This window comes from Virgibacillus litoralis, assembly GCF_017873675.1.
Lineage (GTDB): Bacteria > Bacillota > Bacilli > Bacillales > Amphibacillaceae > Lentibacillus > Lentibacillus litoralis.
Genome location: NZ_JAGGKK010000002.1, coordinates 295,768 through 310,731 on the forward strand (window position 1 = coordinate 295,768; position 14,964 = coordinate 310,731).

Annotated in this window: 17 protein-coding genes; 7 read left to right on the forward strand and 10 right to left on the reverse strand. The window is 36.9% G+C overall.

All coding sequences use genetic code 11. From position 1 onward, the window contains the following. Nucleotides 1–89 precede the first annotated feature (89 nt). A complete protein-coding gene (locus J2Z82_RS03715) occupies nt 90–530 on the forward strand; it encodes a YtoQ family protein (protein WP_209479442.1) in 441 nt (146 codons plus the stop codon). A gap of 12 nt (nt 531–542) precedes the next feature. Here J2Z82_RS03715 and J2Z82_RS03720 read toward each other — a convergent pair whose 3' ends face one another. Together J2Z82_RS03720 and J2Z82_RS03725 are read right to left on the reverse strand one after the other, a co-directional pair. After that, the gene (locus J2Z82_RS03720; RefSeq protein WP_209479443.1) at nt 543–1,061 is read right to left on the reverse strand and encodes a DUF84 family protein; all 519 of its coding nucleotides are present in this window, start codon (nt 1,059–1,061) and stop codon (nt 543–545) included. A 195-nt stretch (nt 1,062–1,256) separates the two neighbouring features. Next, nucleotides 1,257–2,324, reverse strand: coding sequence for a M42 family metallopeptidase (locus J2Z82_RS03725; RefSeq protein WP_209479444.1), 1,068 nt, complete (start codon nt 2,322–2,324; stop codon nt 1,257–1,259). A gap of 193 nt (nt 2,325–2,517) precedes the next feature. Here J2Z82_RS03725 and J2Z82_RS03730 point away from each other — a divergent pair, with 193 nt between their 5' ends. Next, nucleotides 2,518–2,832 (forward strand): PepSY domain-containing protein, encoded by a 315-nt coding sequence (locus tag J2Z82_RS03730; protein ID WP_092492268.1) that lies wholly within the window; start codon nt 2,518–2,520, stop codon nt 2,830–2,832. Nucleotides 2,833–3,069: 237 nt separating this feature from the next. On the opposite strand, the gene J2Z82_RS03735 is transcribed toward J2Z82_RS03730, so the two are convergent. Both J2Z82_RS03735 and trmB read right to left on the reverse strand, forming a co-directional pair. After that, nucleotides 3,070–3,924 carry a YtnP family quorum-quenching lactonase gene (locus tag J2Z82_RS03735; RefSeq protein ID WP_209479445.1) on the reverse strand — a complete coding sequence of 285 codons (855 nt, stop codon included), beginning with the start codon at nt 3,922–3,924 and terminating at the stop codon, nt 3,070–3,072. A gap of 920 nt (nt 3,925–4,844) precedes the next feature. Further along, nucleotides 4,845–5,483 carry a tRNA (guanosine(46)-N7)-methyltransferase TrmB gene (gene trmB, locus J2Z82_RS03740; RefSeq protein ID WP_209479465.1) on the reverse strand — a complete coding sequence of 213 codons (639 nt, stop codon included), beginning with the start codon at nt 5,481–5,483 and terminating at the stop codon, nt 4,845–4,847. Between the two features lie 78 nt (nt 5,484–5,561). Here trmB and J2Z82_RS03745 point away from each other — a divergent pair, with 78 nt between their 5' ends. Beyond that, a complete protein-coding gene (locus tag J2Z82_RS03745) occupies nt 5,562–5,849 on the forward strand; it encodes a YtzH-like family protein (protein ID WP_209479446.1) in 288 nt (95 codons plus the stop codon). On the opposite strand, the gene J2Z82_RS03750 is transcribed toward J2Z82_RS03745, so the two are convergent. From J2Z82_RS03750 to thpR, 4 genes are all read right to left on the reverse strand, one after another. Beyond that, complete coding sequence (locus J2Z82_RS03750; RefSeq protein ID WP_209479447.1) at nt 5,836–6,651, reverse strand: phosphotransferase family protein; 816 nt, start codon at nt 6,649–6,651, stop codon at nt 5,836–5,838. The two genes, J2Z82_RS03745 and J2Z82_RS03750, sit on opposite strands and share 14 nt — an antisense overlap. Nucleotides 6,652–6,761: 110 nt before the next feature. Then, nucleotides 6,762–7,676, reverse strand: coding sequence for a diacylglycerol/lipid kinase family protein (locus J2Z82_RS03755; protein ID WP_209479448.1), 915 nt, complete (start codon nt 7,674–7,676; stop codon nt 6,762–6,764). After that, on the reverse strand, nt 7,677–8,603 hold the full coding sequence (locus tag J2Z82_RS03760; RefSeq protein WP_209479449.1) for a nuclease-related domain-containing protein: 927 nt from the start codon (nt 8,601–8,603) through the stop codon (nt 7,677–7,679). Next, nucleotides 8,604–9,167 carry an RNA 2',3'-cyclic phosphodiesterase gene (gene thpR / locus J2Z82_RS03765; protein WP_209479450.1) on the reverse strand — a complete coding sequence of 188 codons (564 nt, stop codon included), beginning with the start codon at nt 9,165–9,167 and terminating at the stop codon, nt 8,604–8,606. It lies immediately after the preceding gene. A 152-nt stretch (nt 9,168–9,319) separates the two neighbouring features. Between thpR and J2Z82_RS03770 the strand changes: the two genes are divergently transcribed. Continuing rightward, nucleotides 9,320–9,538: a DeoR family transcriptional regulator gene (locus tag J2Z82_RS03770; RefSeq protein WP_209479451.1), complete on the forward strand. Its 219-nt coding sequence runs from the start codon at nt 9,320–9,322 to the stop codon at nt 9,536–9,538. Between the two features lie 24 nt (nt 9,539–9,562). On the opposite strand, the gene J2Z82_RS03775 is transcribed toward J2Z82_RS03770, so the two are convergent. Both J2Z82_RS03775 and J2Z82_RS03780 read right to left on the reverse strand, forming a co-directional pair. Beyond that, nucleotides 9,563–10,291 (reverse strand): pseudouridine synthase, encoded by a 729-nt coding sequence (locus tag J2Z82_RS03775; protein ID WP_209479452.1) that lies wholly within the window; start codon nt 10,289–10,291, stop codon nt 9,563–9,565. Nucleotides 10,292–10,303: 12 nt separating this feature from the next. Next, the gene (locus tag J2Z82_RS03780) at nt 10,304–11,923 is read right to left on the reverse strand and encodes a putative polysaccharide biosynthesis protein (protein WP_209479453.1); all 1,620 of its coding nucleotides are present in this window, start codon (nt 11,921–11,923) and stop codon (nt 10,304–10,306) included. A gap of 212 nt (nt 11,924–12,135) precedes the next feature. On the opposite strand from J2Z82_RS03780, the gene J2Z82_RS03785 reads away from it, so the two are divergent. The 3 genes from J2Z82_RS03785 to hemQ all read left to right on the forward strand — a co-directional run bounded on the left by J2Z82_RS03785 (nt 12,136) and on the right by hemQ (nt 14,564). Then, nucleotides 12,136–13,407 carry a BaiN/RdsA family NAD(P)/FAD-dependent oxidoreductase gene (locus J2Z82_RS03785; RefSeq protein WP_209479454.1) on the forward strand — a complete coding sequence of 424 codons (1,272 nt, stop codon included), beginning with the start codon at nt 12,136–12,138 and terminating at the stop codon, nt 13,405–13,407. Between the two features lie 74 nt (nt 13,408–13,481). Continuing rightward, nucleotides 13,482–13,664, forward strand: coding sequence for a hypothetical protein (locus J2Z82_RS03790; RefSeq protein ID WP_092492257.1), 183 nt, complete (start codon nt 13,482–13,484; stop codon nt 13,662–13,664). Nucleotides 13,665–13,820: 156 nt separating this feature from the next. Beyond that, complete coding sequence (gene hemQ, locus J2Z82_RS03795) at nt 13,821–14,564, forward strand: hydrogen peroxide-dependent heme synthase (protein WP_209479455.1); 744 nt, start codon at nt 13,821–13,823, stop codon at nt 14,562–14,564. Nucleotides 14,565–14,964: the final 400 nt, after the last annotated feature.

Genomic DNA, 14,964 nt, shown 5'->3' on the forward strand with positions numbered 1-14,964 from the left:
TATTTTCCAGCAAGCTACTTTATTTGCGTTGTCTAAAAAAAAACAGATAATATAGAATTGAGATTATATATAAATTTGGAGGGATATTTATGGATCTAACTGTATACTTAGCAGGTCAGATACACGATGACTGGCGGGAAACAGTAAAATCAAAAGCTAAGGAAAATAATCTTCCACTCACATTTGTTGGACCACAAACAAATCATGAGCGTTCAGACAATGTGGGGGAAGACATAATTGGCAAGCAACCAGCAAAAATTTATACAGATGATGCAGCATCAAGTATTAATAATTTTCGAACACAGGTTTTGTTGCAAAAATCTGATGTGGTTATCGCATTGTTTGGTGAGAAGTATAAACAATGGAATACAGCGATGGATGCGAGTGCGGCAATATCAATGAATAAACCTACAATAATCATCAGACCAGAATCACTAGTGCATCCATTGAAAGAACTTTCCAACAAGGCCAACGTAACTGTCGAAACAGTCGACCAAGCTTTAGAAGTACTGCAATACATTTATGAGTAATTATAGCAGCGGTTATATTCCGCTGCCATTTTTTATTTTATAATCCCATTGACCATGTAACAGTTTAACAACATGAACGAACATTTCTTTTCTAGAGATCTGGTCATTCGTAAATATACCAATGGCACCTTCATTTTTTCGTACATCTTTTCGCTTCGCGTACGTGTCCATTATATCTCCTAGCTCAGCGCCACCTTGAAGCTGATTAGTAAATTCTTTAGGCAACAAAATCCGAGCACCGCTAGCTGTAAAAACTTCCTTTTCTCTTGTAACTAATGCCCCCCAATTACATAAGTAAAGTTGATCACCTACTTGCATAACGCCACCTTCTAAACCGATTCCAATATCACCCGAAGTAGTTTCTATACACTGCATTGCACGGTTCATTGCCCCTTCTCTTGTTTCAAAATCCGAGAGTGGCTGTGCACTTACTTTTGATAGTGCATCAAGGCCAGAAACACCATGCTTTACAAATACTTCCTCAACTGCCTGTACCTTTGTAGGATTTTTTGACCCAATAATTACTTCCATACAAAACACCTCACAATCTTTCAAATTGCAGGGGCTAACTCAAAGGGACAATAAGAGTTAACAACATCCCAAAAATAACCCCGTACACTATAAAAGTGGTTTGGGGTTATTTTTAACACTAATTTCACACTATCTATAGTGGGACTTTAAATTTTTTTGAAAAATACTTTTAGGTCAGCCCCTCTCTAAAAATAATTAATTAGCTTTTTGAATTGTTTCAATTGTGTTTTTGTCAGTAGCTTTTACAAGTTTGACGATTAATTCTTTTGCAGCTTGATAATCATCTACGTGAATCATTGATGCGGATGTATGAATATAGCGGGAGCAAATTCCAACAACCGCAGATGGTACTCCATCATTTGATAAATGTACCCGACCTGCATCGGTTCCACCTTGTGAAACAAAATACTGGTAAGGGATATTATTAGATTCTGCCGTATCCAAGATAAATTCTCGCATACCACGATGTGTTATCATTGTGCGATCAAATATACGAAGTAAAGCACCTTTGCCTAGTTGACCGAATTCTTTTTCATCACCTGACATATCATTAGCTGGTGATGCGTCAAGTGCATAAAAGATATCAGGCTTAATCATATTTGCTGCGACCTGCGCACCACGCAGACCCACTTCTTCCTGAACTGTTGCACCTGAGAACAATTGGTTTGGAAGTTTTTCATCTTTAAGTTCTTTTAATAATTCAACAGAAAGACCACAACCATAACGGTTATCCCATGCCTTAGCAAGAATTTTTTTATCATTGGCCATTGGTGTGAATGGGCAAATTGGTACAATAGGCTGTCCAGGCTTAATGCCGATTTTTTCAGCATTCTCTTGGTCATCTGCACCAATATCGATAAGCATGTTACTGATTTCCATTGGTTTTTTCCGTTGTTCCGGCGTTAAATTATGTGGAGGAGTTGACCCAATTACGCCAGTCACAGGACCATTCTCTGTCATAACCTGAACACGCTGAGCTAGTAGCACCTGGCTCCACCAGCCGCCCAACGTTTGAAAGCGAATCATACCATTTTTGGTAATTTGTGTGACCATAAAACCAACCTCGTCCATGTGGCCTGCTACCATAACGCGAGGTCCATCACCGTTTTTCACACCAAAAACACCACCAAGATTATCCTGAATTACCTCGTCAGCGTACTTACCGAGTTCTTCTTTCATAAACTTACGAACTAGATGCTCATTTCCTGGCGCCCCTTGCATTTCTGTGAGTGTTCTGAATAAGTCTGTTGTTTCCTGATTCATCTGTATTCCCTCCATCTATACTATATTTATTTTTATGTAGTATAATAAGTATAACGGAAAATGACTCCTTCTTTCCACCAATCAACTAAATTTGTGTTTTAGTTTCTATTTTAATATGTTTCAGTTATACTAATTATTAAATTGGACATTAATTACTAGGATTAAGAAATTTATTTCAAGAGGTGAAAATAAAATGAATGTAAAAAGAGCAGCTCTTGCAGCAGGATTGGGTGTCGCAGTAGGATATCTTGCAAAGCAACAAATCGATCAATATCAGAAGATAACCCCGGAAAAAGCTTTGAAACAAGCAAAGGAAACATTTAAAAAACAGGGTCCTATAAGTGGCTCATGGATTTATATGAAACCAGAAGAAGTCGAGAAAAATGGACTATTGTATAATGCCTATCGTGGCGGAGTTACCCGAAACATCGATGGCGAAAATAAACAATATGAGTTTTATGTAGATGTAGAAACAGGCGCTGTAATTGGTGCCGTACAAACAGCATAATAACAAGAGTGCAAGCGTCTGTTAGAAGCTGGCCGGTGAGAACACCACGTCCTGTAGCGTCACCGTCACTTGTACGTCCTGTTCGTCGAAGCTGGGTGGCTGATTCGGGAGTCCAGTTATCTACAGCACTTAAATTTTATAGTTTCCTATACGGAAATAAAAAGCCATCTGCTGACAGATGGCTTTTTAAATTTTATAGATTTTGTGTTAAAAATAATAAACTTTTAGAAAACAGCCTTATTTATAGTCATATCGCGTCCGTTCAATTTCATCAATTGGCTTTCCTGATTCATCAAATTTAATTGCACGTAAATAAGCATCATGGTAAAACGTATACCACGCATTTTTCTGATAACCAAATTCCATCCATTTTTCTTTTTCATGTACTGAAGTTACCGGGTAATCATCATATGCAAGTGCCCATAATTTATTCTGATGGGCATGGGTTGGCATTATATCAGCCATATGAATAAATACTTCATCTCCATCTTCAAAAACCAAAATGCAATGTCCATCACTATGTCCACCTGTATGGACCATCTTTAGCCCTTCAACTACCGAAATTTCATTTTCAAACGGCTGTACATGATCCTGAACTGGTTTCCAATTTTCTTCCCAATATGTATTTATAGATCGAATATTTGGGTTTCGCATTTCATTCCATTCCGCTGCCGATACATGAATAGTCGCGTTTTCAAATACAGGTTGATACGTACCCTCCACTTTTCTAGTCAGACCGCATGCATGATCAAAATGCAAGTGAGTCATTAACATTGCATCAATATCCTTAACTGTTAACCCCAATTCAGCCAGTGATTGATCGATGGAGGATTGTTCCAGAACACCAAAATTACGTAATTGTTTATCCGTTAATTTTCCATTTCCCATACCGGAATCTATTAAAAAGTTTTTTCCATCCACTTGAAGCAGTATCGGATCCGTTCTCAATTCTATTTGGTTTTTTTCATTTGGTGGATATTTCTTACTCCACAATGCCTTTGGAACAACGCCAAACATGGCACCTCCATCCAGGAAATTCACACCACCATTTAACCACGTCAACTTTGCTCGTCCAATTTGAAGTGTTTCCATTATTCAGCCTCCTTCTTCCTAATTATTAGTTTAGCTAAAGAATATATTTCGTGCAAATAATTTAGAAAGTTAAGGCTTTTCGCCAACCCTTTATGGCCAAAAACCTTAGTTCAATTATGCAGTAGAGGCTGGGACATAACTAAAAATCTCTACTTTAAAGACGAATAATAACAGGATAGGTTTTTTAGAACGTTCATTATCAATGGTTGGATCTAATACGTAATTCCTATAAAATGCGACGTAGTGAAAAACTTTTATTTAAGCTTCTTTCCCTTCTCTTAAAGAATGAAGGTTGAGTGCTTCGATTCGTTCCGGCAGAATACTTCGCTTTCCATGGGCACGACCTCAGCCTCCTCAGAAGCACAGAACGCTTCTTCCGGGGTCTTCGGAACGTGCTGTTCCCATAGGAGTCTGCGCATTCTGCCTCCACTGGAAGAGGCTTCTTGATTAGAGATTGAAGTGTTCCCTATGGCTATGGCTAAGAAGACTAAGTAAAAACAATCCCAGCGGAGGAAATACACGTAGACTCCTGTGGGAGCTGAGGCCTAGATGAGACTACGCAGCGACGTAGGAGCAAGGAGGCTCATCAGCCGCCCACGGAAAGCGAAGTGTATTTCCGGAGCGGCATCATAGCACTCAAACTTTTTAAAAAGTACTTCGCAGTTTATATCTAATCTGCAATATTAGAAAACTAGGCATTCACCAAGCCTTTTGGTGAATGACATAGTTGCACTTATGCAGTAAGAAAGTATACATTCTTAACTGCAAAAATCCGAACTAATTCGAATTCTATTTCAAGAATTTTGAATCATAGTTCGGATTTTACTTTGACTAAATACTTTTGTCCCCAGCCACTAACTGCTGAAATAAAAAGTAATTATACTTTCCTAACTGCAAAAAAAGAACCCTTTTGATGAGTTCTAAGAAAATTGGGCACGGCATCGATAGATAACTTGTCCTTTTGCCGAAAATTTAGCTTCGTATTCTGTCATGACGTTTTCAGGATCCTCCGCTTTATGAAGGTCCAAATTAACTTCTGTCAAGCCCATACCAAACTCGGAGAAACTAACAAGTGAGTATTCAAATAACCCTCGATTATCGGTTTTTAATATAAGTTCACCACTCGGCTGCATGACGTCCTTGTATTGCTCTAAGAACGTACGGAAAGTTAAACGTCTTTTCTCATGGCGATTCTTTGGCCAAGGATCAGAAAAATTTAAATATATGTCAGAAATTTCATTTTCTGCAAAAATATCCCTTAATTTTTCTGCATTTTCATTTATCAGTACAATATTATCCTGGTCTGATTGCATTAATTTCTGAGCTGCAGTTACAGCGATACTTTTTGCAACCTCAATTCCTATAAAATTGACTTCTGGGAATTGCTTAGCCATCCCTGCTAAAAACTGGCCTTTACCAGTACCTATCTCCAAATGAATTGGATTGTTATTACCGAAAATTTCACGCCACTTATTCTTTTTTTCAGATGGATTAGGAATTACAAAGTGCCTGTTTTCTTTCAGGAAATCATCTGCCCATGGCTTATTACGCTGTCGCACCATTAGCACCACGCTTTCTAAATATTTTAGCATAGAATAAAATTTATTGGTTAACACTATAAATTGAGGTGATTTCGATTGACATTAACCGTTCATAATCAATTAAGGTTACTGCAAGATATTTTAAGCGAACAAACAGAGGATTGCTGTGGTGAGATTTCAGAATATCAGCAGATAAAAAGACTAGTTCAAGCCATGATGGCAAACAACAGCATCTCTGATGAACAGCTACTTCAATTATTGCCAGAAATATATAATTATGGCCGGCAAGGTGAAATTGCACAAAATGATGAGGAGCACATAACTACAAATCAGGAAAACATAGAGACTTGGGTAAGTGCTATCCAGCAGACTAGTTCAGAATAACAGACTCTACATGAAAATTTAAATCGCTTAGATCCTTTAATCTACTATAAGCTTTATTCATTTCATTACGTTCATTATGCCAGCATAAATAGGAAAGTGCATCTATTATCAAGTACCAATATATGCGTTCAATTAACTGCTCATTTTTCGTTATACCGTAATGTTGAAGCCATTCATTCCAGTCTTCCTGCGGTATATACCACTTTAATACAAATCCAAAATCCATTGCAGGGTCAGCTATCATTGCATTATCCCAATCAACCAAATAGAGCTGGCCCTTATTTGTTAGCAAAATATTATTATGATTCAAATCACAATGACACACAACCTGTTGTTGTCCCCGTGTTACAGGAAGTAATCGGTGTAGATAATGAATGGCATTACGAACTTCTTTATGTTGTTCCATCAAATTATTCGATTTTACTTGTTCAGCTATTTCAGCAAAGCGATCATCTGGTGTGACGGCTTTTTTTCCCATTCGCATGAGCATATGCAACAGTTCAGAAGAGTTGTGTATTTTACGGATTAAAGAAGCTACCTGGTGATGTTGCATTTCCAATGGGTTAAGTTCTCTTCCATCAAGCCACTCCTGAGCAGTAACGACATCACCATTTTTCATCCGTTTCGTCCAAACAAGCTTAGGGACAATTCCCTCTGCAGATAGCACTGCCAGGAATGGGGAGGAGTTTCGTTTTAGAAATAGCCGCCGGTTGTGATTTTCTGCTATAAAAGCATCACCAGTCAATCCACCAGCCGAGGTAACATTCCATTCTTTTCCTAGTGCTTGTTTAAGCCAATTCACCGTACATACCTCAAATCATCATCTATATTTTTGCATCTTATTATAATTTAATCTTAAAAAAGAGACATGAGAATAGAGTATAGGAATTCTACATTAATTTCAAGCAAAAATTATGCGCCAACAACCTTAATAGCGTCTTGTTGCTTGGTAATAACACAAGAGAAGCAAACATCAGTCTGCCCGTCTACCTGATAAGGAATTTTTTTCTTAGAGGAAATTTCGAGATGATTTGCTTCCATAAGCTCTACCTCTTTAAAGTTGACATGCTTCCCGCTAAATACTGTCATAAACACCCCTAACACCTTCCATTTTGATATGGAGTGAATGATAAGTACTGGGAAAACCCCAGCTTGTATCGTTGCATCAGGTATGATTTTCATACCCCCACCGTAAAAAGGATGATGTGCAATTGTTACCATCCAGCAATTAGAAAGCTTGTATTTTTTACCATCTACTATCATTTCTAGATTCATTGGTCTAAATCTGAATAATACTTTTATAAGTCCAATTACATAACTAATTTTACCTAAGCGGATAGTACTTAATAGTTTTTTATACTTTGATTCATTGACAGCTTTTGCTATTTCTGCGTCAAAGCCAAATCCGATACTATTAACTATATTACGTGGGCTCTTTCCCTTTTCCTGATAACATCCTAGCCAATAAGGTTTGCTGTTTTGATGGATAATTCGTTGAAAAATTTCAACTGGTTTCCCTTTAATATCACAACCCCTTGCAAAATCATTTCCAGAACCGGCAGGAATAAATGAAACTGGTACAACTGGTTTACAAAGACCATTTAATACCTCATGTAATGTCCCATCACCACCAATAACAACAACACAGGTAACGATTTCTGGAAAATCAGTAGTCAGGTGTTTGGCGATTCGTTCCGCATGTCCGAAATATTCCGTGAAAAAGCACTTACTGTCTATTTGTTTAAAGGCATCAGTTTTTGCAATGTTTGAATATGCCTTCTTGGCGCCCCCATTTCCTGCAATCGGATTTACAATAAAAATATACATTTAATCATCCTCTGCACCAACGGAAAATGTATTATTATCTTCCTCCCACTCCGGTCGCTTAACGGATGTTGATTGGCAATTTTTTAATAATAAATCTGCAATCTTTAGCTGGCTGCTTTTCAGTGGGGATACAAGGCTTCGTTTTTCTTTAAACCACTTCTTATAATTATATTTCCCAATTATTTTTGTATTAAATGGTTCTGAAATATATTCAATATTATTCACTCGTGATAATACAACTTTGTTAATAGGAAATTCAATATCTTCTATACTCAAAATACTTTTAACAAGTTGTTCAGTACGTTTTAAAGCAATCATAGGACTTAGGATTTTGGACTGTTCTTCTCTATCTTTTACTATCCATGTGCGCTCATCATCCGCTATTATTTTTGCATTATGATTCTTTTCAATTAAATAAATGATTTCTATACCAATCGGGCTAAGCAGGATGATTTCGCCATCAATTGGAGCCTTTTTTATATTAAAAATTGGATAATACATTAATAAATACGTATCAGGAAACCTTTGCAAAAAATATTTTAGCGTTTCATCCTGGTAATAACTCTTATCCATAAATGATACATCAGTTACAGTTGATGTAGCCCACTTTAATTGCAATGGAAATAATTTATTTAGAAAATACTGCTTTAAGTCATTTTCTGTCTTGGGTAGAACATTATCCTCATCCGCTGAACCTTCCTCTTCATTATGCCAATTTCCTGTTTTTATGAATGATTTCCATTTCGAAAATGTGGAGCTCTGTTCCCCGTGTTCCTCTTCTCCAGTCTTTTCAGCACCTTCGTTCATTGACATATATTGAAGCTTTTTCCAATTATCTTGTTTCAGACGCATATATTGACTAGGATAACGGTATGCGTTCCACTCATACCTGGATATATAATCCTGCATCTTAATTAATTGAGCCACTTAATCAACCTCCCCTTTTAGTTCATATGCAGCTACAACTTCATACTTTGGTGTCCTAGCAGGAAAAATCCGGTATACGACAACTTGATTAACAGTCAACTCCAATCTTTCATCATATTGCTCCTTTAACCCGGACATACTCACTTCTTCACCATTCCATTTTTTTGCAAGCGTTATGTGTGGAGAAAAAGAACGCCTATCCTTTTCGAAACCAGCACTCACCGAAACGTCTTCCACATCATGGTTTAATGCTGCCAAAGCACTTGTTTTTTCAACACCCGCCCATAAAACGCGTGGCTTTTTTGGATTACCAAAGAACCCTACTGATCCGGTAGCGATTTTAAATTTATTAGTTTTCTTCAAAACATTTAAGTAATTCAAAAGTTGTTTAAGTTTATTAGATTCCACGGACCCCAAAAACTTTAACGTGATATGCAAATCTTCTTTATTCACCCACTGTTTATAAGGCAATTCTTCTTTCAAATTAAATTGCCATTTAGAATAGTATTCTTTATGTCTTTCTTGCAGTGGGATAGCAATAAAATAGTGCGGTTCATTTGTCATAACCATTCCTCATTTTCGTTTTTAACACTTATTTGAAAAAATAATTTAACTCATAAACAAAGTATTTAAAAAATTAACATTTTTAGTGTAAAATAAGAATAACAATATAGATTCTTGCACCACAAGAGAATGACTTTTTAAGGAGTGGTTCTTTGAATCAAACAACATCCCGAATGCTAACCAGAGTTAAAGCTGTCTATCTTTATATTAGAGACAATGGGACAGTTTCGACTACGGAACTAGCTGAAGAATTCGGAACTACTGACCGTACTGTTCAGCGTGATTTGAACGTTTTGGAATATAATGGTTTGGTAAGTAGTCCTAATCGCGGCAGATGGAAAACGACAAGTAAACCTGTAAAAATATCCTAAGAATATGTAGATATTCGCTGACAGTTAGTCTTTGTCAGCTCTTTTTTTTGAAAGACAATACTTCATTTCATCCTTAGTCAATTCTCGAATATCACCTGTTGAAAGATTACAATCAAGCTCTAACTCACCCATTTTAATTCGCTTTAGAAATACAACTTTCTTATTCACCGCATCAAACATACGTTTTACTTGATGATATTTACCTTCTGTAACTGTTATTTCAATTTCGGATTGAATGTCAGCATGCAAAATTTTTAAACTAGCGGGCTTGGCTTGATATCCATCATCAAGAATAATCCCATTATTAAATTTAGTAATATCATCCTCTGTAACATGTCCTTTTATTTTAGCATAATAAGTCTTTTCTACATCTTTTTTTGGAGAAATGAGCTGATGCGCTAGCTCCCCATCATTCGTTATTAGCAGTAATCCTTCTGTATCCTTATCAAGCCTGCCCACGGGGAATGGATTAAAAAGCTGATAGGATGACGGCAACATATCAATCACCGTTTTATACCGATCATCCACTGTTGCGGATACATAGCCAGGAGGTTTGTTCATCATCAAATAAATATATTTTTGATACGTAACTATTTCTCCTTGTACTTTTATTATGTCCACTTCTGTATCCACATGCATACTTCCATCTTTCACTATCTTTTCATTGACCGTAATATGCTTTTTTTTCAGTATTGCCTTTAAATCTTTCCGACTGCCAAAACCCATGTTGGATAATAATTTATCAAGCCGCACATTCAAAACTCCTTACCTGTGAAAAATTTTGTCTAAAACCCGTACACGATTGCCTAATAAACGTTCAAGAAGTGTTGATTCATAGGCAAACCATAGATAGACTCCTCCACCAGCAAGTACACCCGTCATTAACATAACAGTAGCTGCCAAACGTGAATCTTCATATGCTAAAAATGTTCCGAATACTGCTTTCACAATCCATATAGCAATACACATAATTATAGTAAATATACAAATTAATAAGAAGCGTTTAAATGTTTGTTTGAATGAAAATCGGGTTGACAATTTTATACGCCAAATATTTAGAATTACTGCCGTTCCCGCAGCAAAAGCTGTCCCAAAAATAGCCCCTTTTGCCCCAAAGATATGAATTAGCTGGATATTAAGCAGTATCTTTACCAACAAGCCTCCGGATAAACTGATTACAGCAAAACGCTGCTGATTAACTCCCTGCAGTATAGCTGACGTTACCGTGAATAACGCAAATAATAATGCAACTGGAGCATACCAGCCTAGTAATGTTCCTGTGATATTAATGTTCCCCATTCCATATAGAGAACCATACGCTACATCTGACAGCATCGACAAGCCAACAACTGCCGGAACAACAAGAATTAGTACTATTTGTAATGATTGATTAATTTGCTGATTCAGCAGCTGATTATTATCTTTCGTAAATGACTTTGTTAGAGCTGGTATAATTGCTAGTGATAGTCCAGTTGCAATCGTTACAGGGATAATTACAAGCTTATGACCATACAAATTAATAGCCGAATAAGCTGTTTCAGAGACCTCTCCATTTCCAGTAGCAATCATTGCCCGTTCAAAGGTAAACAAATCAACTGACTGATATAAGGGAATTGCTATCCCTACTAAAATAAACGGTCCTGCATAACTAAATAGTTCCTTGATAAGATCTTTTTTAGGAATATCATGTTTGACACGTTGTTGCTGTACCTGCTTTTGTATATCTGGTTTCCTTTTACGCCAATATATGAATAAGACGACACATGATGCTAATGCACCTATAACAGCTGCAAATGTCGCAAAACCAACTGCAGTAGCTATTGTTCCGTTAAATAAAGTAATAACGACAAACGTTGCACTCAACAAAAAAATAATACGAGCGATTTGTTCAATCACTTGTGAAACGGCGGTTGGCGCCATTGATTCATATCCTTGGAAGAACCCTCGAACAATACTCATTGCTGGTATAATCAATAAGGCAAAACTAACTGCTCTAATGACCATTGAGACATCTGCAATTTTAATTTCACCAATATCCTCATTTGATATGATTAATTTAGCCATTTGTTCAGCACCGAAGAACAAAACAAGGAAACCAAGAAAACCTGTAACAGCCATAAGGGCTATACCTGCCTTAAACATGCGCATTCCCGTTTCATAATCACCAAGTGAATTATATTTAGATACGAATTTCGAAACGGCTAATGGTACACCAATTGTGGATATACTAATTAAAATACTATATGGCGTATAGGCATAAGAATAGAGCGTCCCGCCTGTTTCGCCAACAAGCCAATGAAAAGGAATAACATAAATCATCCCCAGAAACTTAGATAAAAATGACGCACCTGTAAGTAACATAGTGCCTCTAACAATATTCGACATTATTTCACCTGCATCTATTTAAAAATTACGTTTAAAGATATTTTATCACAGATAATTCATATGTACGTTATGAATTGTCAAAGGCATTCGAAAAATAATATTATTTTTGCACTTTTTATTAATAAAAATTAATATTAAATGAGTGCTTATTAACATGAAAATTCTTGTTTTTTCTAAAAAGGATATGATAGTAACGAAAGGAATGAAGAATTTTGTCCTACGACGTAACAATAATTGGAGGCGGTCCATCAGGACTAATGGCTTCCATCGCTGCAGCTGAAAGTGGAGCTAAAACAATGTTGATTGAGAAAGGTAGGAAGCTAGGTACGAAACTAGCTATTTCTGGTGGAGGTCGTTGCAATGTTACTAACCGGCTTCCAGAAGATGAAGTAATTAAACATATACCAGGAAACGGCAAATTTCTATACAGCCCATTTTCTGTATTTAACAATTACGATATTATCGACTTTTTTGAAGGGATGGGTGTTGGTCTAAAAGAAGAAGACCATGGACGTATGTTTCCTGAATCAAATTCTGCAAAAACCGTGGTGAATGCTTTAATCAATAAATTAGATGAACTGAATGTTGAAGTAAGAATGAGCACTGCCGTTAGAGCTGTTCATTATGATGAAAATGAACATGTTATTATTTTGAATGATGACTCGAAAATACATACAAAATCACTTGTTATAGCAGTTGGCGGTAAGGCTGTTCCTCATACTGGGTCTACTGGTGACGGATACGAATGGGCTAAAAAAGCCGGGCATACTGTTACTGAATTGTATCCAACTGAAGTTGCACTTACTTCCAATGAGCCATTTATTAAAAATAAAAGCCTACAAGGTTTATCATTACGTGATGTAGCTTTAACTGTATTAAATAAAAAGAGCAAACCCATCATCACACACCAAATGGACATGATATTTACCCACTTTGGTATATCAGGTCCAGCGGTATTACGATGTTCCCAATTTGTTGTTAAAGAACTTATGAAGGGGCAAAACAAGGTTCAAATGATTCTTGATGTACTACCTGATGAACAGGAGGAGAAATTAATACAAGCCATTTTGACTTCCATGGAAGAAAACCCTAAAAAATCCATAAAAAATATTTTGAAAGGATTGATCCCGGAGCGGCTTCTTACTTACATTCTGAATACACATCAGGTTAGCGAAGAGCAAAAAGCAGCAACTATTTCTAAAGAAACCATTCGGACAATCGTTTTTGATATCAAGCATTTCTCCTTTTATGTCAATGGTTCATTATCTCTTGATAAAGCATTTGTAACTGGGGGTGGAGTTTCCATTAAGGAAGTTGTTCCTAATACAATGCAATCTAAAATAATGCATGGACTTTACTTTTGCGGCGAGATATTGGATATACATGGTTACACTGGCGGCTATAATATCACATCTGCATTAGTTACAGGCAGATTGGCTGGTATCAATGCTGCACTCGAAACTGGTAATTATACTGGTATTTGATACCTAACATGTTTTAAAACATTTGTGCCATGCTACTAATGTATGGGGATAATCTAAGGAAGGGTTGGATTATAATGCAAAGGAATGACATGTGGATACCTTTACTCGCTTCAGTAGGTGTTGGTGCAGCAACTTACTATACAATGACCAAAAACAATCAAAACTTTGGTCAAACAATGCAAAAAATGATGCCTTTCGTTTCACAAATGAACAGTGGCGGAAATCAGCAACAGTTTAGCCAGAATGGAATGGGTTAAACACACCGGAAAGCGCTCCATAAATGGAGCGCTTTTTAATTCACAAAATCACAAATTCTTCACAATTACTTATTTAAACGTGATATTAATCACAATAAAACAGCTTATAGAGATGTACCATTTATATTACAAACAGCTAACTTAGGAGTGATTTAAATGGTCGAATCTGTAACGACATTTGATGGATGGTACACACTACATGATTTTAGAACAATCAATTGGGAAAAATGGCAGCGAGCCACAGAAAGTGAAAGAAATGAGGCTCTAATCGAGTTTCATAATTTGATGAGCGAGTGGCAAATTGTAGAAGATAATCACGAAGGCAGCCATGCATTATACTCGATTGTTGGTCAAAAGGCTGATCTAATGTTTATAGTTCTCCGTCCAACCATGAAGGACTTAAACAAGCTTGAGAGTCAATTTAATAAGACAGCACTAGCTCACTATACACTACCTGTATATTCATATGTGTCAATTATCGAGAAAAGCTCTTATACAAAACGTGAGACAGATCCATATAAGGATCCAGCAATGCTGGCAAAACTTTATCCAACCATTCCCAAAACACAATATATTTGCTTTTACCCAATGAGTAAGCTAAGAGGAGAAATAAACAATTGGTTTACGTTGCCAAAAGAAGAACGTGGTCGTATGATGTTTGAACATATAGCAACTAGTAAGCCATATACAGAAGATATTAAACGTATTATAACGGGGTCAATTGGTTTTGATGACTACGAATGGGGAGTCTCCCTATTTTGTGATGATCCACTGAAGTTCAAAAAGCTTATATATGATACACGATTTGATGAAGTCAGTGCCAAGTATGCTATTTTCGGAACATTTTATATTGGAAATTATATACCTAAAGAAGAAGTTAATACTTATTTTGAAATCTAATCGGTTCGCACGAAGATTTTGGTGTGGGACTCTCACAGCTTAAGCAAGAAAGATTAACGCTATTAAGATAAAGTATTATAGACGTAGTAGCAGAAACGAGAGGGCAAAGCTGCGAACTAGTTGTGTGCAGTAAAACCGCTACGGAAATACACTTCGCTTTCCGTGGGCGGCTGATGAGCCTCCTTGCTCCTACGTCGCTGCGTAGTCTCATCTAGGCCACAGCTCCCACAGGAGTCTACGTGTATTTCCTCCGCTGGGCTTTGCTTACTAGAACTTAAAAAAACAAGATTTTATACCACTAAACTAGCAGTTGGAATATGCGAGACTCCTGTGGGACAGCGAGCCTAAGAGACCCCACAGGGAGCGTTCTTTGCGAGCGAGGAGGCTCGTGGTGAGCCCA

What these genes read in the sequence shown, in the direction of transcription:
- J2Z82_RS03715 (WP_209479442.1), top strand. Translation starts at nt 90, where the DNA reads ATGGATCTAACTGTATACTTAGCAGGTCAGATACACGATGACTGGCGG.
- J2Z82_RS03720 (WP_209479443.1), bottom strand. Translation starts at nt 1,061, where the DNA reads ATGGAAGTAATTATTGGGTCAAAAAATCCTACAAAGGTACAGGCAGTT.
- J2Z82_RS03780 (WP_209479453.1), bottom strand. Translation starts at nt 11,923, where the DNA reads ATGTCGAATATTGTTAGAGGCACTATGTTACTTACAGGTGCGTCATTT.
- J2Z82_RS03730 (WP_092492268.1), top strand. Translation starts at nt 2,518, where the DNA reads ATGAATGTAAAAAGAGCAGCTCTTGCAGCAGGATTGGGTGTCGCAGTA.
- J2Z82_RS03790 (WP_092492257.1), top strand. Translation starts at nt 13,482, where the DNA reads ATGCAAAGGAATGACATGTGGATACCTTTACTCGCTTCAGTAGGTGTT.
- J2Z82_RS03725 (WP_209479444.1), bottom strand. Translation starts at nt 2,324, where the DNA reads ATGAATCAGGAAACAACAGACTTATTCAGAACACTCACAGAAATGCAA.
- J2Z82_RS03755 (WP_209479448.1), bottom strand. Translation starts at nt 7,676, where the DNA reads ATGTATATTTTTATTGTAAATCCGATTGCAGGAAATGGGGGCGCCAAG.
- hemQ (WP_209479455.1), top strand. Translation starts at nt 13,821, where the DNA reads ATGGTCGAATCTGTAACGACATTTGATGGATGGTACACACTACATGAT.
- thpR (WP_209479450.1), bottom strand. Translation starts at nt 9,167, where the DNA reads ATGACAAATGAACCGCACTATTTTATTGCTATCCCACTGCAAGAAAGA.
- J2Z82_RS03735 (WP_209479445.1), bottom strand. Translation starts at nt 3,924, where the DNA reads ATGGAAACACTTCAAATTGGACGAGCAAAGTTGACGTGGTTAAATGGT.